The sequence below is a fragment of the Variovorax endophyticus genome (assembly GCF_025376855.1).
In the GTDB taxonomy this organism is placed as follows: Bacteria; Pseudomonadota; Gammaproteobacteria; order Burkholderiales; family Burkholderiaceae_C; genus Variovorax.
In genome coordinates this window covers 123,505-143,831 of the sequence record NZ_JAHUTH010000003.1, presented here as the reverse complement: position 1 = coordinate 143,831, position 20,327 = coordinate 123,505, and the positions used below count along the sequence as shown (strand labels likewise).

Below are 20,327 nucleotides of genomic sequence, written 5' to 3'. Positions count from 1 at the left end.
CGTTCTTGACCTGCCGGAGTTCCCCGATGACAACGCCGAGAGGCCGCCTCGCGCGCGCCGCCCTGTGCCTGACCCCCGTGCTTCTGCTGGCCGCCTGCGGCGGCGGTGGCGGTGGTTCGACCCCCTTCCTTCCCGTTGCGCCGCCCGCGCCCGCGCCGGCGCCCGCTCCGGCGCCCTCCCCCGCGCCGGCACCCCGCCCCAAGGCGCTGGTCATCGGCGTCGACGGCGTGCAATACGCGGCCCTGCAGCAGGCGCTCGGCGACGCGCGCATGCCCGCGCTGCAAGGCCTGGGCACCTTGCTGCCTTCCTACACCGGCGGCGTGCTCGGCCGGCGCACGCAGCAGCAGGCCACCGACGGACCGTCGTGGGCCACGCTGCTGACCGGCGGCTGGGCCGACCGGCACGAGATCCGCTCCAACTACGAAGGCCAGGCCTTCGGCGCCGACACCGTCTTCAAACTGCTCAAGCAACATCGCGCCGACACCCGCAGCGCGGTGGTCGCGAGCTGGAGCGGCCTGCCGCAACTGCTGCGCGCCGACAAGGCCGCGGGCTACCTCGAGCTCGCGAAGGACTGCGACGGCAGCGACGACTGCGTCTCGACCGAGGCCGCGGGCGCGCTCGAGAGCGGCGGCTACGACCTCGTGGTGGCCGACTACCAGGGCCCGGCGCAGGTCGCCGACGTGGCGGGCTACGGCACCGACTACCAGAATGCGCTCGCGCAGGTCGACAAGCAGATCGCCACGCTGCGCGCCGCGCTGGCGCGGCGCCGCGCGGCCCAGCCGCAGGAAGACTGGCTGGTGGTCGTCGCCACCACCCACGGCCTGGGCGCCACCGGCGTGGCCGACGGCATTCCGGTGCCGTCGAACCTCGCGACCGCGCTGGTGCTCGACCGCCGCGCCAACCTCGACGCGGTAGCGCCCGCCGGGCTGCCCGCGAACATCGCGGACTGGTACGGCTACGCCTCCACGGCCGACATCGCGCCCACCCTGCTGACCCACCTGTCGGCGCTGCCCGCGGCCGACACGTACGCGATCGACGGCGCGCCGCTGCTGGGCGCGCCCGGCGTGCGCCAGCTCGCCGCGGTGGCCAACGACAAGCGCAACGGCATCCGCCTGAGCTGGACACTGCCGGCCCCCGTGGCATCGATCACGGTGCTGCGCGACGGCACGGCCGTGGCCACGCTGCCCGGCACGGCCCTCGGCTTCGAGGACACCACCATGCCCTTCGACGCCAGCGGCACCTACGCCTACGACTACACCGTGGTGGCCGACAAGACGCCGGTCTCGCTGCGCGCCTCGCTCGACTACGTGAAGCCGATCGTGCTGCTGCCCAGCGTGGCCAACGGCCTCACGCACCTGTTCCCGCTGAATGGCGCGCTCGGCGACCGCCTCGCGGGCGGCCAGGTCTTCGCGCCCTGGGTCAAGGGCGCCACCGCGGTCTACGCGGCGGCCGGCGACGGACCGCTGGGCAGCGGCACGCGCGCGCTGCTGTCGACCGACTACACCGGCGCCACGGTCTGCGCGGCCTGCGACGGTGGCTATTCGATCCCGACCGCCGGCGTGACCAGCACCACCGCGCCCTTCAGCTTCGGCTTCTGGTTCCGCTCCGACGCGACCCGCTCGGGCATGCCGGTGATCTCGAACAAGAACTGGGCCAGCGGCGCCAACCCGGGCATCGCGATCGGCCAGTACGGCAGCGCCCTGCGCTTCAACATCGGCCGCGGCGGCGACCGCGTCGGCGACAAGGACCTGGGCTTCAGCGCCAACACCTGGGCTTATGTCGTGATGACGGTGGACGTGCCGGCGCTGAAGGCGACCTACTACGTATTCGATCCTGCGCTGGGCCTGCAGAGCATTTCCGTGACGCTGACCAGCGCCTTCACGGCCGCGCTCAACGGCCTCAACAAGGGCTTCTCGCTCAACGAGGACGGCGACGGCGGCTACGGCCCGAACTACCGCAACGGCAATGCGAGCAACACCATCGCCGGGCGCTTCGACTTCGCCGAGTTCGCGACCTGGAACCGCGTGCTGAGCGCGGCCGAGATCGAGTCGATCGCGCGCTCGCGCGGCTCGCTGACCACGCTGGTGCCCTGAGGAGAGACACGCATGCGCAACCCAACGATGCAACGCGCGGCGTGCGCCCTGGCGCTGCTCGCCGCCACCGTGCTCGCGGCCTGCGGCGGCGGCAGCGGAGGCGGCGGCGCGCTGCCCCCGGCCACGGGCCTCGTGCCCAACGACCCGGCCACCGCCGGCCCGCCGGCCGAGGCGCTGACCCCGCCGGGCGGCACGCCCGATTCCCAACTGCCGCCGCGCCGTCCCGAGTCGGTGCGCTGCGCGCCCTGAGCCCGAACACCATGAGCGACAAGCAAGCATCCCCCTCCCGCCGCGGCTTCCTGCGCGGCGCCGCCACCACCGCGGGCGCGGCCGCCGCGCTCGGCCTGCTGCCGCCCGGCATCCGCCGCGCGCTGGCGATTCCCGCCACGCAGGAGACCGGCACCATCAGCGACGTCAAGCACGTCGTGATCTTCATGCAGGAGAACCGCTCCTTCGACCACTACTTCGGCACCCTGCGCGGCGTGCGCGGCTTCGGCGACCGCTTCCCGGTGCCGCTGTCCAACGGCAAGCCGGTGTGGCAGCAGCCGCCGACCTCGGGCAGCGGCGCCTGCGTGCCCTTCCGCTACGACACCACCGCCACCAGCGCGCAGCGCACCACCGGCATGGCCCACAGCTGGTCCGACGGCCAGCAGGCCTGGAACGGCGGGCGCATGAACCAGTGGGTGGCGGCCAAGACGGCGCGCGCGCTCGGCTACTACACGCAGAGCGACATCGCCTACCAGTTCGCGCTGGCCGATGCCTTCACGCTGTGCGACGCCTACCACTGCAGCGAACTCACCGGCACCAACTCGAACCGCCTGTTCCTCTGGAGCGGCACCAACGACCCGCTGGGACAGGGCGGCGGTCCCGCGATCGACAACTCGAACGACGATCTCGCGAACGCGCCCGGCTACGACTGGACCACCTACCCCGAGCGCCTGGAACAGGCCGGCGTGAGCTGGCAGATCTACCAGGACATGGCCGACAACTACACCGACAACCCGCTCGAGGGCTTCACCAGCTTCCGCAAGGCCTACTACGCGGCCGAGCCGACCGAGGCGCAGCGCTCGCTCAAGGCGCGCGGCCTGTCCACGCGCTCCCTCGACGACCTGGCCGAGGACGTGAAGGCCGGCCGGCTGCCGCAGGTGAGCTGGATCGTGGCACCGGCCAAGTACTCGGAGCATCCCGGCCCCTCGTCGCCGCTGTGGGGCGCCGAATACACCGAGCGCGTGCTGAACGCCCTCACGGCCGATCCCGCGGTCTGGAGCCAGACCGTGCTGTTCATCATGTTCGACGAGAACGACGGCTACTTCGACCACATGCCGCCGCCCGCGATTCCCTCGCTCGATACCGACGGCAGCGAGGCCGGCATGAGCACGGTGTCGACGCTGGGCGAGCGCAACGACCTCAAGGCGCCCTACCGCGGCTCGCCCTTCGGCATGGGCTGGCGCGTGCCGATGTACGTGGTGTCGCCCTGGAGCCGCGGCGGCTGGGTCAACTCGCAGGTGGCCGACCACACCTCGGTGGTGCGCTTCCTCGAGACGCGCTTCGGCGTGATGGAACCCAACATCAGCCCCTGGCGGCGCGCGGTCGCGGGCGATCTCAGCACCTGCTTCGACTTCGCCACGCCCAATGCCGCGTTGCCCGCGCTGCCGCACATCGACGGCAAGGCGGCCGACGATGCCATCGCGAAGCAGCTGCTGCTGCCCACGCCGGTCGCGCCCGCGCCCGGCACCGGCACCCTGCCCCAGCAGGCCACCGGCGTGCGCTACTCGCGCGCCCTGCCCTACGAGCTGCACACCAGCGGCCGGCCCGACGTGGCGCAGCAGAAGTTCTGGCTGGTGTTCGGCAACACCGGCGGCGCGGGCGCGGTGTTCCATGTCTACGACCATCTCGCGCTCGACAAGGTGCCGCGCCGCTACACGGTGGAGCCCGGCAAGCTGCTCAACGACGCCTGGGCGGTGGCGGCCGGCGGGCGCTACGACCTCTCGGTGTTCGGCCCCAACGGCTACTTCCGGCGCTTCGGCGGCAAGCTGCCGGCCGCGCTCGCGGGCGGCACGGCACTGCCCGAGGTGCGCGTCTGCTACGACGCCGCCAACGGCGACGTGCACCTGGAAATGCACAACCTCGGCAACATCAGCTGCACCGTCGCGGTGGCGCCGAATGCCTACCGCACCGACGGCCCGTGGTCCTTCGCGCTCGCGCCGGGCCAGGTGGTGGTGCAGAAGTGGGACCTGGCACCGGCGAAGCACTGGTACGACTTCAGCGTGACGGCCAACGTGGACGACGGCACCAGCTACCTGCGCCGCTTCGCGGGCCGCGTGGAGAACGGCAGCCACGGCATCAGCGATCCGGCGATGGGCCAGGCGGCCTGAGCGTCACGCGCCTCCCCCACAATGGCGCCGGTCCGCCGCCGGCGCCATTCCTTCCTCCCCTTCGGCATCCCCATGCTCCAAGAAGAACGATTCCTGCGCATCCGCAGCCTGCTGGCCACCTTCTCGCGCCTGAGCGTCGAGCGGATCATGCAGGACCTCGCGGTCTCGCGCGAAACCGTGCGCCGCGACCTGCTCGAGCTCGAGGGCCTGGGCGAGCTGCGGCGGGTGCATGGCGGCGCCGTGGCCACGGGCGCGGAGCCCGAGCCGCCGCTGGCGGTGCGGCTGGTGGCGCGGCAGCGCGAGAAGCGCGCCATCGCCAGGGCCGCGATCGCGCTGCTCGAGCCGGGCCAGACCGTGTTCCTCGACACCGGCAGCACCACCGCGATCCTGGCCGAGGCCCTGGCCACGCTCAGCGGCATGACGGTCATCACCAACTCGCTGAGCATCGCGCTCAAGCTCGCGGGCGCGGCCGAAGGCCGTGACACCGGCGGGCGCACCGTGCTGCTCGGCGGCGAGATCGACGTCAAGACCCAGGCCACCTGCGGCGCCGGCACGGTCGAGGAGATCCGCCGCTACCGCGCCGACGTGGCGCTGCTGTCGCCGGTGGCGATGCATCCCAAGCACGGCGCGATGAGCTTCGAGCACCACGAGGCCGCGATCGCGCGCGCCATGGCCGAGCAGGCGCAGCAGCTCGTGATCCTGGCCGACCACGCCAAGATCGGCCAGGCCAGCCGCGTCACCTATGCGCGCAGCGCCGACATCGACGTGGTCGTCACCGATGCCGCCTCGCGCGACATGCCGGCGCTGCCGGCCCTGCGCCGGGCCTGCGAGCGCGTGGTGCTGGCCTGAGGCTTTGGCATCATCGCGGGATGGAAATCCACTCCCGTCCCCTGGTCATCGTCAAGCTCGGCGACACCTTCGACGCCCTGCGCGAGACGCACGGCGACTTCGAGCACTGGATCGCCGACGGCCTGGCCAGCGACACGCTGCCCATCGCCGTGATCGATCCGCGCCGCGGCGACACGCTGCCCGATCCCGCCGCCATCGCGGGCGCGGTGCTCACCGGCTCGCATGCGATGGTGTCGCACCGCGAGGACTGGAGCGAACGCACCGCCGGCTGGCTCGCGCGCGCCGTGGCGCAGGGCACGCCGGTGCTCGGCATCTGCTATGGCCACCAGCTGCTCGCGCATGCGCTCGGCGGCGAGGCCGGCGACCATCCGCGCGGCCCGGAGATCGGCACGGTCAGCGTGGTACTCGAGGAGGCCGCCGCCACCGACCCGCTGCTGGGCGGCCTGCCGGCGCGCTTCGCGGCCCACGCGGTGCACTGGCAGAGCGCGCTGCGCCTGCCCGAGGGCGCGGTGCGGCTGGCCGGCAGCGCGCACGACCCGGTGCATGCCTTCCGCGTCGGCGACAGCGCCTGGGGCGTGCAGTTCCATCCCGAGTTCGACGACCACGCGATGCGCGACTACATCGATCGCCTGGCCGGCCCGTTGAAGACGGCCGGGCTCGACCCCGAGGCGCTGCGCGAGCGCGTGCAGGCGACCGGCGATTCCGCGCAACTGCTCGGTCGCTTCGCGCGCATCGCCGAGGCGCGACAGGGCCTCTGAGCCTGGCCGCGCCTCAGTACTGCACGCGCAGCGACAGCGTCGCGTTGCGCGGCGACCCGTACCAGCCCTGGTTGAAGAACGCCACCTGCGAGTAGTACTTGCGGTCGGTCAGGTTGTTGATGTTGAGGGTCGCCGAGACGTTCTTGCGGATCTCGTAGCGCGCCATCAGGCTCACCAGCGCATAGCCCGACTGCGCGACCACGGTCGAGCGGTTGGCCGGCGGCGCCATGACGGTCTCGTAGGCGCGGCCCTGCCAGTTCACGCCCGCGCCCACGGTCAGCGCGCTCCAGGCGCCCGGCAGCCGGTAGCTGCTGAAGATCTTGAGCTGGCTGCGCGGATGCCCGGTGTTGATCGGCGTGCCGTTCGCGGCGCGGGCGCGGAAGTGGGTGTAGCCCGCGGAGAGGTTCCAGCCGCGCGCGATCTCGCCGCTGAGCTCGAGGTCCACGCCCTCCACCTTCGCGCCGGCCACCGCGCGGTAGGCCTGGGTGTTGGGCACGCCGCCCGCGGTCTGGCCGGCGATGGCCTCGGCCAGGTTGTCCTGGCGCGTCTGGAACAGCGCGAAGGCGCCGTTGAGCCGGCCGTCCGCATACGCGGCCTTGAGGCCTAGCTCGAAGCTCTTGCCGGTCACCGGGTCGAGGATCTCGCCGGCCGCGTCGCGGTTGTTCTGCGGCTTGAAGATGCTGGTGTAGCTGGCGTAGGCCGTGTAGGTTTCGTCGATGTCGTAGAGCAGGCCCGCGTAGGGCGTGATGCGGTCGCGGTGCTCGTACTTGCGGATGGCGCCGAAGTAGTTCTGGTCGGTCTTCCAGTTGCTCACGCGCGCGCCCACGATCAGGTGCAGCGGGTCGGCCAGCGAGAAGCGCCCCACGGCATAGGCGCCGTCCTGGCGCGCGCGCATGGTGTCGGCCTGCGAAGGAACGCTCGACCACAACGGCTCGGCGATGCGGTCGACGCGCCAGTCGAAGAAGCTGCCGATCGGCGGCTGGTTCAGCGCGCGGTACTGTGGCAGGTCGAGCCGGTCGTCGAAGCGCATCCAGCCGAGCGAGAACTCGTGGTCGCGGCCCAGCAGCCGGAACGGGCCGCCGAGCGTGGCATGGGCCGCGCGGCGCTTCAGTTCGCCGTCGTAATAGATATACGACGGCGCCACGCTCATCGCGCCGGTGAAGGCGTTGACCGCACCGCCGCGGTAGAGGTGCTTCATCATCATGTCGGTGCTGGCATGGCTGTAGGCAAGGCGCGCGGTCCAGCGGTTGGCGAAGCGGTGCGTGAGGTCGAGGAAGGCGGTGGTGGTGTCGGTCTCGGCCCGGGTCCATGTCGTGTTGCTGGCCACGGAGCGGTCGAAGTCGGTGCGCCGGCCATCGGTGTAGAACAGCGGGAAGCCGGCGCCGAAGCCGCGCGTCACGGTGTCCTGCCTGCTCAAGCCCAGCGTGAGCTCGGTGGCCGACGTCAGGTCGGCACTGAGCACGCCGTAGAAGGTGTTCGAGCGGTTGCCGAGGAAAGTGGTGTAGCTGTCGCCGTCCGAATGGGCCGCCACCAGGCGCGAGCGGATGCGCCCGTCCTGCGTGAGCGGGACCGAGATGTCGGCCTCGGCGCGCCGGAAATTCCAGCTGCCCACCGACACGCCGGCCGAGGCCGCGAACTCGCGCAGCGGCCGCTTGCGCACGAAGTTGATGGCGGCCGACGGATTGCCCGCGCCGGTCATCAGGCCGGTGGCGCCGCGCACCACCTCGAGCCGGTCGTAGATCGCGGTGTCGAGGTTGCTCTCGCCGAAGGCCCAGGGCGACAGCACCGGGCTCACGAGGCCGTCGAACTGGTAGGTGTCGATCGCGAAGCCGCGCGCCGACACCGAGAGCCGGTTGGCGTCGCTGCGCGTGATCGAGATGCCCGTGGCGCTGTTCAGCATGTCGCCCGTGGTCTGCAGGCCCTGGTCCTCGACGATCTGGCGCGTGACCACGCTGACCGATTGCGGCGTCTCGCGCGGCGAGAGCTGCAGGCCGGTCGCGGTGCGCGCGGCCTTCGTGGTGTACGAATTCGTGCCCTCGGTGGTGGGCGTGACCGCTGTGCCGGTGACCTCGATCGCGGGCAGCGCGGCGCTCGATCCGGCATCGGGTGCCTGCGCCAGCGCGGACATCGAAGGCAGCGCCGCGCCGAACAGCAGGCTCAGGGAATGGCGCCGGAATGGCGCGAGGGAACGGAAGGCAGTCGGCATGGCGGCAGTGAGGACAAAGGGTTTAACGACAAATGAGAATTGTTACTATCTGACGATGGACCGACCTATGCCGGAGCGCGGCAAAGCTATGCAGTACGCCGAAAGCACGGCTTTCCCCGCCCCCGCCGCGTCGACGCGCGCGTTCAGCGCCGCCGAGTTCGACCGGCTCGGCCGCGACGCGGGCTTCCGCTATCGCCTGCCCTATCTCTCGGGCGCGCCGCGCGACCCCGAGGCGCTGTGCATTGCCGAGGGCCGCGTCGAGACGCATGCGCTGGGCGCGGGCCTGACGCTGGCCGCCTCCGACATCGTGGTGCACCACCACTACGAGGCCACCTCGCAGGCGAGCCCGCGGTTCTCGGCCATCGTGGTGCTGCAGGGCCAGGCACGGGCCGCGCTCGGCCGCGGCGACAGCGTGCCGATGCGCACGCACGGCGGCCTCAGCGCCGCCTATGGCGACGGGCTGTCGATGACCGGCATCCACCCGGCCCGCCAGCGGCTGCGCAGCATCAACGTGTCGGCCGCACCGCTCGGCACGGGCGACGCGCAACTCGACGAACTGATCGCCGCCGCGCTGCGCTCGCCGGCCGGGCACCCGCGCCACTGGGCGGTGCCGCCGCACCTCGTGCAGGCCATCGAGCAGGTGCTCGGCGGCCGGTGGCAGGGCCCGCTGCAGGCGCTGCTGTGCCAGGGCGTGGCCCTGCAACTGCTCGCGCACGCACTGGCCGATGCGGCGCCTGCAACCCCACCGCAGCCCTCGGCGCGCGACCGCCAGTTGCTCGAGCGCGTGCGCGAACGCCTGCACGACGCGCCCGAAGAACACCACACGCTCGAGGCGCTGGCCCGCCTCGCCTGCATGAGCCAGAGCACGCTGCGCACCAAGTTCCGTGCCACCTACCAATGCTCGGTCTTCGAGTGGCTGCACGAGCGCCGCATGGTGCTCGCGCGCGAGCGACTGGCGCAGGGCCTGAGCGTGCAGGAGGCGGCGCGGCTCGTCGGCTACCGCCACGCGACCAACTTCGCGACCGCCTTCCGAAAACGCTTCGGCGTGGCGCCGAGCGGGCGCGAACGCCGCTGACGACGTCCGCGCCCCGGCGTCGGAGCGCGACTACATCGGGGCCCCGGCGCTTCGGTTAAGGTTCGGCGCATTTCCGCAGTTCCAGAAGGTCCCATGAACCGCCCCGTCCCCGTGCGCAAGCACTTCTCGATGATCCGCGGCTTCCACCTCGCCGACGTCTTCACGCTCGGCAACGCGGCCTGCGGCGTGGGCGGCGTGTTCCTCGCGATGGCCTATATGGCGAGCCAGTCGCTCACCCACTTCTACTGGGCCGCCGCGCTCGCGCCCGCGGCCTTCGTGTTCGACGTGTTCGACGGCCGCATCGCGCGCTGGCGCCAGACTCATTCGGCGCTCGGACGCGAGCTCGACTCGCTGGCCGACGTGATCTCCTTCGGCGTGGCGCCGGCCGCGCTGGGCTTCGCGGCCGGGCTCGACGGCGGCTGGGACTGCGTGGCGCTGGTCTATTTCGTCTGCTGCGGCGTGAGCCGGCTCGCGCGCTTCAACGTCACGGCCGAATCGCTCTCGGCCGGCGGCGACAAGGTCAAGTACTTCGAGGGCACGCCCATCCCGACCAGCGTGGTGCTGGTCGGCGTGCTCGCGTGGGCCGCCTCGCAGGGCCGCATCGGCGACGCGCTGTGGGGCGGCGCCTGGAGCGTGGGCCCGTGGCAGCTGCATCCGATGGCGCTGCTGTTCGCGCTCTCGGGCACGCTGATGATCAGCAAGACGCTGCGCATCCCGAAGTTCTGAGCCAGCACCACCCAAGGAAGACACCCTCATGACGATGAAGCTGTATTTCGACCCGCACAGCCGCGCGCAGGTCGCCAAGTGGATGCTCGACGAGGCCGGCGTGGACTACGAGATCGTGCCCACGCTGATCCGCGAGAAGGCGCACAAGACGCCCGAGTTCCGCCGGATCAACCCGGCCGGCAAGCTGCCGGCGCTGGTCGACGGCCCCACGCGGCTGTTCGAGAACGCGGCCATCTGCCTCTACATCGCAGAGAAGTACCCCGCGAAGAAGCTGGCACCGCCCGTGGGCACGCCCGAGCGCGGCCGCTTCCTGTCGCTGATGGTCTATTCGACCGCGCAGCTCGAGCCCGCGATGGGCGACAGCCTGCTCAGGCTGCGCAGCAACAACAGCGCGCGCGGCTGGACCGACTTCGAGGAGGCCAAGGACGCGGTCGAGCGCGAGCTCGGCGACGGCCCCTACCTGTTCGGCGCGCAGTTCACCGCGGCCGACGTGATGATCGGCTCGATGTTCATCTACCTGCGCGCCTTCGGCGGCCGCTCGAACCGGCCCCGGATCGACGCCTACGTCGAGCGGCTGCAGGCACGCCCGAAGGCCATGCGCTTCGGCTGAACGAACGAGACGTTCCGGCGCCGGCTGCCGCGCCGGCGACAGGTGGCGCGGCAGAGGCGGGCCTACGCTCGGTCCCCCGCTGTTTTCCAACGAAGGCTTCGCGCCGCACCACCATGCACAACACCAAGAGACAGGCAGCCACCCTTCCCCTTTCCCTGCTCGCCGCCGCGCTGCTGCTCGCGGGCTGCGCCAGCGCTCCGCCGCCCTCGGGGCGCGCGGTCACGATCGAGCGCACCACCTACGGCATCGCCCACGTCACCGCGCCCGACTACGAAGGCCTGGCCTTCGGCGCCGCCTACGCGCATGCGCAGGACAACGTCTGCCAGACCGCCGAGCACCTGGTGACGATGCGCGGCGAGCGCTCGCGCTTCTTCGGCGCGCAGGAGCGCGGCGCCTTCGGCCTGGGCCTGATGCCCAACGCGCAGATCGACCTTTTCGTGCGCTACCACATGGACGACGCCGCGCTCGCGCGCGCCGGCGCCACCACCGGCGCCGAGGTGCAGACCATGATGCGCGGCTACGTGGCCGGCTACAACCGCTACCTGCAGGACGCCGGCCCCAACGGACTGCCCGCGGCCTGCCGCGGCAAACCCTGGGTGCGGCCGATGACCGCGGCCGACCTGGCGCGCGCCACCGAGCAGTCGATGATCCAGGGCGGCCTGGGCGCGCTCGCGGGCGCGGTGCTCGAGGCGAAGCCGCCCGCGCCGGGCGCGCGCACCGGCGCGGCGCCGGTGCCGCTCGACCAAGCCGTGGCCGAGATCGGCCGCCACAGCTTCAACGCCAACCCCGAGGGCGGCGAGCTCGGCTCCAACGGCTGGGCCTTCGGGCGCAACGCCACGCCCGACGGCCGCGGCCTGCTGCTGGGCAACCCGCACTTCCCGTGGACCGGCACCAACCGCTTCTGGCAGCTGCACCTGACGATCCCCGGCCGCGTCGACGTGATGGGCGCCACCGGCGGCCTGAGCCCGGTGGTGGCGATCGGCTTCAACAAGGACGTGGCCTGGACCCACACCGTGTCGACCGGCAAGCGCTTCACGCTCTACGAGCTGCAGCTCGATCCGGCCGACCCGACCGTCTACATCGTCGACGGCCAGCGCCGCCGCATGACGGCGCGCACCGTGACCCTGCCGGCGAGCGAGGGCGCGCCCGCGCTGCAGCACACCTTCTACGAGAGCGAATGGGGCCCGCTGATCGCGCTGCCCAAGGCCGGCCTGGGCTGGACCGCGCAGCGCGCCTATGCGATCCGCGACGCCAACACGCTCAACGTGCGCTCGGCCGAGTCCTGGATGCGCATGGCGCAGGCGCGCAACGTGGCCGAGCTGCGCGCCGCGATGGGCAACCAGGGCATGCCGTGGATCAATACCATCGCGGCCGACCGCGACGGCAACGCGATGTACGCCGACCTCTCGGTGGTGCCCGACGTCTCGGCCGAGCAGCTGCGCGCCTGCGCGCCCTCGCCGGGCGCCGCGGCGCTGCTCAACGCGGCCGGCCTCGCGGTGCTCGACGGCTCGCGTGCCGCCTGCGCCTGGCAGCGCGATGCCACCGTCGCGTCGCCCGGCATCATCGCGCCCGTGCGCATGCCGGTCGTGGTCACGCCCGACTGGGTGCAGAACAGCAACGACAGCTACTGGCTCAGCAATCCGCGCATCGCGCCGATGGCCGGCGTGTCGCCGCTGGTCGGGCCGGTGGGCGTGCCGCAGCGGCTGCGCACGCGCAGCGGCATCCTCGAGATCGAGGGCCGGCTCGCGGGCGCCGACGGCCTGCCCGGCAACCGCATGGGCGCGGCCGAGCTGCGCAGCGTGATCTTCCGCGACCGCAACCTCGCGGGCCTGCTGGTGATGGACGACCTGCAGGCCGCCTGCGCGGCCGCCGGCGGCGCGCTCGATGCCGACCAGGCGCTGGGCTGCCGCGTGCTCGCGGCCTGGGACCGCACCAGCAACGCGGACGCGAAGGGCGCGGCGCTGTTCCGCGAGTTCTGGCGCAAGGCCAAGGACATCCCGAAGGTCTGGCGCCTGCCCTTCGATCCCGCGCAGCCGGTGACAACGCCGGCCGGCCTCGACATGGCCGCGCCCGCCACCCGTGCCGCGGTCTTCAAGGCCCTGGGCGACGCGGTCGGCATCCTGCGCACCGCGGGCTTCGCGGCCGACGTGCCGCTGGGCGTGCCGCAGTCGCGCGAGGTGCGCGGCCAGCGCATCGCGCTGCATGGCGGCGACGAGTTCGAGGGCGTGCTCAACAAGCTCGAGTCGCAGGGCCAGTCGCTGATCGACCCGAAGGGCTACCAGGTCAACTACGGCAGCAGCTACATCCAGGTGGTGGGCTTCGACGAGCGCGGGCCGGTGGCGCAGGGCCTGCTGACCTACGGCCAGAGCAGCGACCTCGCCTCGCCGCGCGCCTACGACCAGTTGCCGCTGTTCGCGGCCAAGCAGTGGCACGCGCTGCCCTTCCACCGCGCCGATATCGAGGCGCAGCGTGAGGGACGGCCGCTGCAGTTCGCCTACTGAGATCGAGCAAACCCGAGCCCGCCGCTGCGACACATCGATTGCGCAGAATCGACGCCATGTCCCAAACCACTGCCGCTCCTTTCGCCTCCAGCCACCGGCCCTCGGGCCTCGACCAGCTGATCGCCCTCGCCGCCGCGCAGCCGCTGGCGCCGGCCTGCGACCACTTCTACTTCCTGCGCCACGGCCAGACCGGCCGCAACGCGCAGCGCATCTTCCAGGCCACCGACGAGCAGCTGAGCGAGCTCGGCCTGCAGCAGGCCGCGCGCGCGGCCGAACTGCTGGCGGGCGAGCCGATCCGCACCATCGTCTGCTCCGATGCGCGGCGCGCCTTCGACACCGCGCACGCCGTGGGCAGCGCGCTCAAGCTGGTGCCCACCGCGCAGGCCGTGCTGCGCGAGCGCAACTTCGGCGCGCTGATCGGCACCTCCTCGGCCAACATCGACTGGGCCTGCGAGCCCGAGGGCGGCGAGACCCTGGCCCAGTTCGTCGCGCGCAAGCGCGCCGCGCTGGCCGAGGCCCTGGCCCAGCCCGCGCCGGTGCTGGTGGTGGCGCACGGCGGCACGCTCTATGCGCTGGCCGCGCTGCTGGGCGTGCCGGTCGACCTGGGGCTGCTGGGCAACGCGCAGCCATTGCGTTTCGACCGCAGCGGCCCCACATGGGCCGTGACGCCGCTCTTGCGGCATGCCGACGGCGACGCCGCGCTGGCCTAGGACCCCTGCCACCCGCGCGCGCCGTCCTCACCTCCCACACCAAGACCATGGAATTCAAGGACTACTACAGCGCCCTGGGCATCGAGCGCACCGCGTCGGACGACGAGGTGCGCAAGGCCTACCGCAAGCTCGCGCGCAAGTACCACCCCGACGTCAGCAAGGAGCCTGACGCCGAGCAGCGCATGCGCGACATCAACGAAGCCAAGGACGTGCTCGGCGACAAGGAGAAGCGCGCCGCCTACGACGCCCTGGCCGACCGCGTGGCGCGCGGCGGCCGCCCCGACGGCGACTTCCAGCCGCCGCCGGGCTGGGACACCGGCTTCGAGTTCCACCGCGGACCGCGCCAGGGCCCGGCCGACCATGCCGACTTCAGCGAGTTCTTCTCCTCGATGTTCGGCGAGGCCGAGCGCCGCGGCGCCGCGCGGCAGAACTTCCGCGCGCGCGGCGAGGACCACCACGCCGCGATCGAGATCGCGCTCGAGGACGCCATCGGCGGTGCCGAGCGCGAGATCAGCCTGCGCTCGCAGGTGCTCGACGCGCAGGGCCAGCCGCGCTGGGAAACGCGCACCCTGAGCGTGAAGATCCCGCCCGGCGTGCACCCGGGCCAGTTCATCCGCCTCGCGGGCCAGGGCCTGCCGGGCCATGGCGGCGAGCCGGCCGGCGATCTCTACCTCGAGGTGCGCATCGCGCCGCACAAGCTCTACCGCGTCGAGGCGCGCGACCTCTACATGACCCTGCCGGTCACGCCCACCGAGGCCGCGCTCGGCGCGCAGGTCGAGGTGCCGCTGCCCGGCGGCGGCGCGGTCGAGGTCACGGTGCCGAAGCAGGCCAAGAGCGGCCTCAAGCTGCGCCTCAAGGGCCGCGGCCTCGCGGGCAAGACGCCCGGCGACCTCTACCTGCTGCTCGACATCGCGCTGCCGCCCGCCGACAGCGAGGCCGCGCGCAACGCCTACGAGGCGCTCGCGCAGGCCTCGGCCTCGTTCAACCCACGCCAGCACCTGGGAGTCTGAGATGGCGACCGTTTCCATCACCACCACCGCCGTCGGCCAACTGCATCCGCTGGCCGCGAGCGAACTCGCGCATGCCTGCGGCGCCGACACCGCCTGGGTCGTGCAACTGGTCGAGGTCGGCATCGTGCGCATCGAGACCGAGGAGGCGCAGCCCGAGCGCTGGCGCTTCTCGAGCGCCGACCTGCAGCATGCGCTGGAGGCACGGCGGCTCGAGCGCGACTTCGGCGTCGGCCTCGATGCCGCGGCGCTGATCCTCGATCTGCAGCACGAAGTGCGCAGGCTCAAGACGGTGCTGCAGGCGCACGGCCTGCGATAGGCCCACGCGCCGCAAGGAAAAGCCACGCCGCGGCTTGACCTTGACACCGTGCGAGACCGAAGACTTCGGGCCTCTTCCACAGGAGGCCGCATGACCCCTCGCACCCTTCCATCGCCCGTCCACGCCGACACCGCGCCGCGGTTCGACCTCGAGGCCGCGCTCGCGCGCGCCGGCGTTTCGCAACGGCTGCTGCGCCAGTGCGAGGCGCGCGGCCTGATCGCCGCGACCGAGCCCCGCTACACGCACGCCCACGTCGCCGTGCTGCGCTTCGCGCGCCGTGCGCTGGCGCTGGGCTTCGCCATGGACGAGATCGAACGGCTGGTGGCGCTGTGGCGCGACGAGGAACGCACGAGCGCCGAGGTCAAGCGCCTCGCGCTGTGCCGCGCCGAAGCGCTCGATTCGCGCATCGAGGAACTGCAGGCGACGAAGCGCGTGCTCGAACGGCTCGCGGACCTGTGCCGGGGCGACCACCGGCCTGCGTGTCCGATCCTCGACGAGCTGGTCGAGATGCGGGGCTTTGCCGCTACTGCATCTGCGGCAGGTTCCCGATCCGCACCAGCATCTCCGTGAACATCTGCATGTCCGCGTCGAGGTCGGGCACTTCCTTGTATTCCTTGGCGTTGTGCGCGGTGTACTTCTTGCCGGGCATCGCGGGGCCGAAGTTGATCGCGTTGGGCATCAGCTTGGCGGTGGTGCTGCCGGCCGTGGGCACGGGCTTGGCCTCCAGCCCGGTGGTGTCGCCGTAGATGTTCAGCAGCGTCGAGAGCCACGCGCCCTTGGGATCGCGCGCCATCCAGTTGCCCTGGTCGTACTGGATCTCGGGCTTGACCTTGGCCGCATCGGCCCAGGCCTGCACCTTCGCGGCCACCTGGGCCTTGAGTTCGTCGGGCGTGCGGCCGCGCGGCATGCGCACGTTGACCGTGACCTCGACGCGGCCGTCGGCCCCCGCGCGCACGAGGTTCGGCGAGAAGGTCAGCGGGCCCATGAAGTCGTCGGCATAGCCCAGGCCCAGCTTCTCGCCGAGGTAGCCGGTGCCGTAGAGCGCATCGAGGTAGTCGACCGCCTGGCGAAAGCCGTTGGGCGCGAGCGCCAGGCCCGATTCCTTGAGGAACAGCGCGAGGCGCGGCACCGGGTTCACGCCCTCCTCGGGCCGCGAGCCGTGGGCCGAGACGCCGGTCACCTTGAGTTCGATGCTGTCGGCGCCGCGCGCGATGTCGATGGCGAACTTGCCGCCCTGGGCCTCGTACTTGCGCAGGAAGCCGGCCTTCGCGGCCTCGAGGGTCGCGGCCGCGGCGCCGAGGTCGCCGCCCTTGAGCGTGGCGGTGGCGGTCTGCGCGATCGCGTTGGCCGAGGCGGCGCCGGCCATCGCGACGATGGCGGTGGCCGCGGGGTCGGCGGGCTGCGCGGGGAAGAACACCTTGAGCGCGCCCGAGCCCTTCTCGGCCACCACGGCCGGGTACTTGCTGTCGAGCACGATGTTGTAGGCCGGCAGCACAGTCTTGTTGCGGTAGTAGAGCATCGCGTCGCCGCCGGTCTCCTCGGTGGTCTCGATCATCAACCGGATGCCGCGCTCGATCGGCAGACCGCTGTCCTTGACCGCCTTCATCGCGTAGAGCACGGCGGCGATCGAGCCCTTGTCGTCGATGGTGCCGCGGCCGTAGAGGAAGTCGCCCACGCGGGTCATGGTGAAGGGATCGAGTCGGGTGCCGTCGTCGAGCACCCATTCGGACAGCACGGCGGGCACCACGTCGGCATGCGTGAGGATGCCGAACTCCTCGCTGCCGCGGCCCTCGAGGCTGACCTCGAAGATGCGGTTGTCGACGTTGCGCCAGTTCAGGCCGAAGTCCTTCGCCATCTTCTCGACCAGCCGGCCGAAATCGAGGATCGCGGGACTCTCGTGCGGCGGCACCTGCACGTTGCGCACGGTCGGAATCGCGACCATGGCGCCGATGGTCGCGATCGCCGCCTGCTGGTTCCGCAGCCGGTTGTATAGGCCGAGCAGGCGCGCGATGTCGACCAGCGCATCGCCCGCGAGCGGCTGGCGCCGGCCATACGCGGACACGGCGGTGGCCAGTTCCTTGTGGGCCGGGTTCGCGGCGACGGCCTGGGCCAGGAAGGCATTGAAGTCCTTCGCGGTCTGGCCGGCCTGCCAGCGCGCGGCGAGCTGGTCGAGGGCGGGCTTCTTGAGCGTGTCGGCGAGGGCCGGGCCGCCGAGGGCGAGCACGGCGCAGCCGAGGGACAGGGCGGGCAGCGAAAGTCGCGATGGCATGAATGAGCTCCCTCGTGGCGGATACATCCGCCGACGATAGCCCAGCCTGCGGCACGAACCGCGTCGCCAAAGAAAAACCGGGCCACGCTCGTCGCGTGGCCCGGTTTCCCTAACCAATTCTCTTCAACAGAAGCGGCTTGCGCCGCCCGGCATCACAGGCCGGCTTGACGCGTCAGCGTGCGGGCTTGCGCGGGGATCACGCTGCCCGGGAACGATTCGCGGCGCAGGTTCTGGCCGGGAGCGTGGGCGGCTGCCACGGCTTCGCCATGGACCACGGCGCGGTCGGTGTTGCCGGCCACGACGGGTGCCAGGTTGGCGGTCGCGCCGTCGGCGTAGATGTTGCCTTCGCGGGCAGCGGCGGCGGCCTGGGGCGCCACGTCGGCGCGGCTGTAGCCGGAGGTCACCGAATGCACGCCTTCATAGGTTTCCGCGTGGGCGCCGGCAACGGCGATCAGCGACAGGGCGGCGGCAGCGAGGATGTTCGAGGTCTTCATGAGTGTCTTTCCTTTGGATGGTCTTCTTTTGGGTGAGACGGAGTTTGCCTCATCAAACCAGGGAAAACCCTTGCTCCAATGAATCACGGTGTTCACGAAATTGAAACAATGGCAGGGAACTTTCCTACGACGACGCCCAAATAGCTACATTCGATGCCGAATCGACGGGCTTTCCGCCCACGGGCCGAATACCTTCCGCCTAGCGCGGCCAGGCGCGCAGCACCGCGCGGATCGCGCGCGTATCGCCGGCCTTGACCTCGGCGCGGTAGCTGCCGACCAGCGCCTCGCGCTCGCCATCGGCCTGCGCATCGCCGCGCCAGGCGGCCAGCGCGGCGATCTCCTCGTCGCCGAGCGCCGACAGCCAGACCAGCGTGAGCTGCCGCTCGAGCTCGCGCGCGACGGTCAGCAGGTTGCGCTGGCGCGTCGAGGTCACGCCGCGCGACCACAGCGAGTCGATGGCGCCCTCGAGCGTGGCCTCGGGCAGCGAGGTGAACTGGGCCGCGTTGCCGCGCGCCAGTTGCTTGACCACGGCGCTCATCAGCAGCTCGCTCGAGAAGTCGACCTCGCGCAGCTCGGCCACCGCCATGCGATCGAGCAGCCCGGTGCGCGCCGGCCCGGGCGGGTTGGCCTGCTGGCGCTTGATGAAGTCGGCGCGCGCCGCGTCGTCCATCGCGCCATAGTCGGCGCGGACCTTCGCGAGGTGCGCGACCGCGCCCAGCACCGCGGGCGACGGCGCCGCGCCACCCTGCCCGGCCGCCGCCACGGCCGCCTGCACCGCGGCCAGCGCGGCATGCGCGTCGAAGGCATGGGCCGAGGCGGCATCGAGCGCCTTGAGCGCGCCGCCCGCGATGGCCTCGTCGGCCGGATCGAGCTGCTGCCTGGCGCCGCGCGCCACGGCGCCGGGCGCGTAGGCGGCCTGGTAGCGCGCCGGCACGCCCTCGAACTGCAGCAGCGCCTGCGCGCGGTCCTGGGCCGCGGCGGGCGCGGCGGCCAGCAGCAGCGAGAGCGAAAGGCCGAGGGCCAGGGCGGCCAGGCAACGGGAGCGAAGGAACGACAGCATGGCGCGATTATTGGCGCCCACCCGGTCGGGCCGCGTCGGACGAGCGCCAGCCGGGCGCGCCGGAAAAATCGCGCCGCGCGCAGAACCGAACGCCGCCGCGAGGATCGCAATCCATCGCCGGTCACCGCGGCCCGCTAAAGTCCGCCCCGCTCCCGTTCAATGCCCACCGCGCCATGCGAACCCTCTTCCTCCTCCCGCTCCTGCTGACCACACTGCTCGCCCTCCCCGGCCATGCCCAGCCACGCGCCGAGGCCGCGCCGCGCCCGATCGCCGCGCGCGGCGCGCTCGGGGCCGACGAGCAGAACAACATCGCCGTGTTCAAGGCCGCCTCGCCCGCGGTGGTCAACATCACCTCGATCGGGCTGGAACGCGGCCTGTTCTCGCTCAACGTGCAGCAGGTGCCGCAGGGCACGGGCACCGGCTTCGTCTGGGACACGCAGGGCCACGTCGTCACCAACTACCACGTGATCCAGAACGCGGCCGCCGCGCGCGTGACGCTGGCCGACCAGAGCAGCCACCGCGCGCAGCTGGTGGGCGTGTTCCCCGACCGCGACCTCGCGGTGCTGCGCATCGATGCGCCCGCGGCCAAGCTGCGGCCGCTGCCGCTGGGCACCAGCGCCGACCTGCAGGTGGGCCAGAAGGTCTACGCCATCGGCAATCCCTTCGGGCTCGACCAGACGCTGACCACCGGCATCGTGAGCGCGCTCAACCGCGAGATCGATTCGGTCAACCGGCGCACCATCCGCGGCGCGATCCAGACCGATGCCGCGATCAACCCCGGCAACTCGGGCGGCCCGCTGCTCGATTCGGCGGGCCGGCTGATCGGGGTCAACACCGCCATCTTCAGCCCCTCGGGCGCGAGCGCGGGCATCGGCTTCTCGATCCCCGTGGACGAGGTCAACCGCATCGTGCCGCGGCTGATCCGCGACGGCCGCTTCGTGCGGCCCGCGCTGGGCCTGACCTACGCGCCCAAGGAACTCAACAGCGCGCTCGACCTGCCGCGCGGCGTGGCGATCCTGCGCGTGCAGCCCGACAGCCCGGCCGCGCGCGCGGGCCTGCGCGCCTTCGCGCGCGGCGAGCGCGGCATCGTGCCGGGCGACGTGATCACCGCGATCGACGGCGCGGCCGTCAGCAGCGCCGACGACGTGCTGACCGTGCTCGAGCGCCTGCAGCCCGGCGACGCGGTCGAGCTCACGCTGTGGCGCGCGGGCGCGACGCGGCGCCAGAAGGCCACGCTGGCGACCTCCGACGAATGAGCGCGAATGAGCGCGAATG

The 20,327-nt window shown here is 72.0% G+C and carries 18 protein-coding genes; 14 read left to right on the top strand and 4 right to left on the bottom strand.

Annotation, left to right across the window (positions count from 1 at the left end; genetic code table 11):
- Window positions 1-26: 26 nt before the first annotated feature.
- From KV106_RS05355 to KV106_RS05335, 5 genes are all read left to right on the top strand, one after another.
- Window positions 27-2,093 (top strand): LamG domain-containing protein, encoded by a 2,067-nt coding sequence (locus KV106_RS05355; RefSeq protein WP_261206829.1) that lies wholly within the window; start codon window positions 27-29, stop codon window positions 2,091-2,093.
- A gap of 12 nt (window positions 2,094-2,105) precedes the next feature.
- Window positions 2,106-2,342 (top strand): hypothetical protein, encoded by a 237-nt coding sequence (locus KV106_RS05350; RefSeq protein WP_261206828.1) that lies wholly within the window; start codon window positions 2,106-2,108, stop codon window positions 2,340-2,342.
- A gap of 11 nt (window positions 2,343-2,353) precedes the next feature.
- Window positions 2,354-4,468 (top strand): phosphocholine-specific phospholipase C, encoded by a 2,115-nt coding sequence (locus KV106_RS05345; RefSeq protein ID WP_261206826.1) that lies wholly within the window; start codon window positions 2,354-2,356, stop codon window positions 4,466-4,468.
- Between the two features lie 72 nt (window positions 4,469-4,540).
- Window positions 4,541-5,317, top strand: a complete 777-nt coding sequence (locus tag KV106_RS05340) for a DeoR/GlpR family DNA-binding transcription regulator (RefSeq protein WP_057595078.1) — start codon at window positions 4,541-4,543, stop codon at window positions 5,315-5,317.
- A 20-nt stretch (window positions 5,318-5,337) separates the two neighbouring features.
- Window positions 5,338-6,075, top strand: a complete 738-nt coding sequence (locus KV106_RS05335; RefSeq protein WP_261206823.1) for a glutamine amidotransferase — start codon at window positions 5,338-5,340, stop codon at window positions 6,073-6,075.
- A 13-nt stretch (window positions 6,076-6,088) separates the two neighbouring features.
- Here KV106_RS05335 and fauA read toward each other — a convergent pair whose 3' ends face one another.
- Entirely contained in the window at window positions 6,089-8,281 is a 2,193-nt protein-coding gene (gene fauA / locus KV106_RS05330; RefSeq protein WP_314733630.1) for a TonB-dependent alcaligin siderophore receptor FauA, read from the bottom strand.
- A gap of 88 nt (window positions 8,282-8,369) precedes the next feature.
- Between fauA and KV106_RS05325 the strand changes: the two genes are divergently transcribed.
- The 8 genes from KV106_RS05325 to KV106_RS05290 all read left to right on the top strand — a co-directional run bounded on the left by KV106_RS05325 (window position 8,370) and on the right by KV106_RS05290 (window position 15,799).
- Window positions 8,370-9,356: a helix-turn-helix transcriptional regulator gene (locus KV106_RS05325; protein ID WP_261206821.1), complete on the top strand. Its 987-nt coding sequence runs from the start codon at window positions 8,370-8,372 to the stop codon at window positions 9,354-9,356.
- Between the two features lie 93 nt (window positions 9,357-9,449).
- Complete coding sequence (locus KV106_RS05320) at window positions 9,450-10,082, top strand: CDP-alcohol phosphatidyltransferase family protein (protein WP_057595072.1); 633 nt, start codon at window positions 9,450-9,452, stop codon at window positions 10,080-10,082.
- Between the two features lie 28 nt (window positions 10,083-10,110).
- Window positions 10,111-10,692 (top strand): glutathione S-transferase family protein, encoded by a 582-nt coding sequence (locus KV106_RS05315; protein WP_261206818.1) that lies wholly within the window; start codon window positions 10,111-10,113, stop codon window positions 10,690-10,692.
- A 113-nt stretch (window positions 10,693-10,805) separates the two neighbouring features.
- Window positions 10,806-13,193: a penicillin acylase family protein gene (locus KV106_RS05310; RefSeq protein WP_261206815.1), complete on the top strand. Its 2,388-nt coding sequence runs from the start codon at window positions 10,806-10,808 to the stop codon at window positions 13,191-13,193.
- Window positions 13,194-13,249: 56 nt separating this feature from the next.
- Complete coding sequence (locus KV106_RS05305; protein WP_261206813.1) at window positions 13,250-13,903, top strand: histidine phosphatase family protein; 654 nt, start codon at window positions 13,250-13,252, stop codon at window positions 13,901-13,903.
- Between the two features lie 47 nt (window positions 13,904-13,950).
- Complete coding sequence (locus tag KV106_RS05300) at window positions 13,951-14,913, top strand: DnaJ C-terminal domain-containing protein (RefSeq protein ID WP_261206811.1); 963 nt, start codon at window positions 13,951-13,953, stop codon at window positions 14,911-14,913.
- Between the two features lies 1 nt (window position 14,914).
- Window positions 14,915-15,229 carry a chaperone modulator CbpM gene (locus KV106_RS05295; protein ID WP_057595067.1) on the top strand — a complete coding sequence of 105 codons (315 nt, stop codon included), beginning with the start codon at window positions 14,915-14,917 and terminating at the stop codon, window positions 15,227-15,229.
- A gap of 90 nt (window positions 15,230-15,319) precedes the next feature.
- Window positions 15,320-15,799 carry a MerR family DNA-binding protein gene (locus KV106_RS05290; protein ID WP_261206807.1) on the top strand — a complete coding sequence of 160 codons (480 nt, stop codon included), beginning with the start codon at window positions 15,320-15,322 and terminating at the stop codon, window positions 15,797-15,799.
- Here the strand turns inward: KV106_RS05290 and KV106_RS05285 are convergent.
- The 3 genes from KV106_RS05285 to KV106_RS05275 form a co-directional block, all read right to left on the bottom strand.
- Window positions 15,753-17,498 (bottom strand): dipeptidase, encoded by a 1,746-nt coding sequence (locus tag KV106_RS05285; RefSeq protein ID WP_261206805.1) that lies wholly within the window; start codon window positions 17,496-17,498, stop codon window positions 15,753-15,755. The genes KV106_RS05290 and KV106_RS05285 overlap by 47 nt on opposite strands.
- Window positions 17,499-17,650: 152 nt before the next feature.
- Window positions 17,651-17,992 (bottom strand): alpha/beta hydrolase, encoded by a 342-nt coding sequence (locus tag KV106_RS05280; RefSeq protein ID WP_261206804.1) that lies wholly within the window; start codon window positions 17,990-17,992, stop codon window positions 17,651-17,653.
- A 199-nt stretch (window positions 17,993-18,191) separates the two neighbouring features.
- Entirely contained in the window at window positions 18,192-19,052 is an 861-nt protein-coding gene (locus tag KV106_RS05275; protein WP_261206803.1) for a hypothetical protein, read from the bottom strand.
- A gap of 173 nt (window positions 19,053-19,225) precedes the next feature.
- On the opposite strand from KV106_RS05275, the gene KV106_RS05270 reads away from it, so the two are divergent.
- Window positions 19,226-20,308, top strand: coding sequence for a S1C family serine protease (locus KV106_RS05270; RefSeq protein WP_261206801.1), 1,083 nt, complete (start codon window positions 19,226-19,228; stop codon window positions 20,306-20,308).
- Window positions 20,309-20,327: the final 19 nt, after the last annotated feature.

What these genes read in the sequence shown, in the direction of transcription:
- KV106_RS05270 (WP_261206801.1), top strand. Translation starts at nt 19,226, where the DNA reads ATGCGAACCCTCTTCCTCCTCCCGCTCCTGCTGACCACACTGCTCGCC.
- KV106_RS05345 (WP_261206826.1), top strand. Translation starts at nt 2,354, where the DNA reads ATGAGCGACAAGCAAGCATCCCCCTCCCGCCGCGGCTTCCTGCGCGGC.
- KV106_RS05320 (WP_057595072.1), top strand. Translation starts at nt 9,450, where the DNA reads ATGAACCGCCCCGTCCCCGTGCGCAAGCACTTCTCGATGATCCGCGGC.
- KV106_RS05305 (WP_261206813.1), top strand. Translation starts at nt 13,250, where the DNA reads ATGTCCCAAACCACTGCCGCTCCTTTCGCCTCCAGCCACCGGCCCTCG.
- KV106_RS05275 (WP_261206803.1), bottom strand. Translation starts at nt 19,052, where the DNA reads ATGCTGTCGTTCCTTCGCTCCCGTTGCCTGGCCGCCCTGGCCCTCGGC.
- KV106_RS05300 (WP_261206811.1), top strand. Translation starts at nt 13,951, where the DNA reads ATGGAATTCAAGGACTACTACAGCGCCCTGGGCATCGAGCGCACCGCG.
- KV106_RS05315 (WP_261206818.1), top strand. Translation starts at nt 10,111, where the DNA reads ATGACGATGAAGCTGTATTTCGACCCGCACAGCCGCGCGCAGGTCGCC.
- KV106_RS05355 (WP_261206829.1), top strand. Translation starts at nt 27, where the DNA reads ATGACAACGCCGAGAGGCCGCCTCGCGCGCGCCGCCCTGTGCCTGACC.
- KV106_RS05280 (WP_261206804.1), bottom strand. Translation starts at nt 17,992, where the DNA reads ATGAAGACCTCGAACATCCTCGCTGCCGCCGCCCTGTCGCTGATCGCC.
- KV106_RS05310 (WP_261206815.1), top strand. Translation starts at nt 10,806, where the DNA reads ATGCACAACACCAAGAGACAGGCAGCCACCCTTCCCCTTTCCCTGCTC.
- KV106_RS05340 (WP_057595078.1), top strand. Translation starts at nt 4,541, where the DNA reads ATGCTCCAAGAAGAACGATTCCTGCGCATCCGCAGCCTGCTGGCCACC.
- KV106_RS05335 (WP_261206823.1), top strand. Translation starts at nt 5,338, where the DNA reads ATGGAAATCCACTCCCGTCCCCTGGTCATCGTCAAGCTCGGCGACACC.
- KV106_RS05295 (WP_057595067.1), top strand. Translation starts at nt 14,915, where the DNA reads ATGGCGACCGTTTCCATCACCACCACCGCCGTCGGCCAACTGCATCCG.
- KV106_RS05350 (WP_261206828.1), top strand. Translation starts at nt 2,106, where the DNA reads ATGCGCAACCCAACGATGCAACGCGCGGCGTGCGCCCTGGCGCTGCTC.
- KV106_RS05285 (WP_261206805.1), bottom strand. Translation starts at nt 17,498, where the DNA reads ATGCCATCGCGACTTTCGCTGCCCGCCCTGTCCCTCGGCTGCGCCGTG.
- KV106_RS05325 (WP_261206821.1), top strand. Translation starts at nt 8,370, where the DNA reads ATGCAGTACGCCGAAAGCACGGCTTTCCCCGCCCCCGCCGCGTCGACG.
- fauA (WP_314733630.1), bottom strand. Translation starts at nt 8,281, where the DNA reads ATGCCGACTGCCTTCCGTTCCCTCGCGCCATTCCGGCGCCATTCCCTG.
- KV106_RS05290 (WP_261206807.1), top strand. Translation starts at nt 15,320, where the DNA reads ATGACCCCTCGCACCCTTCCATCGCCCGTCCACGCCGACACCGCGCCG.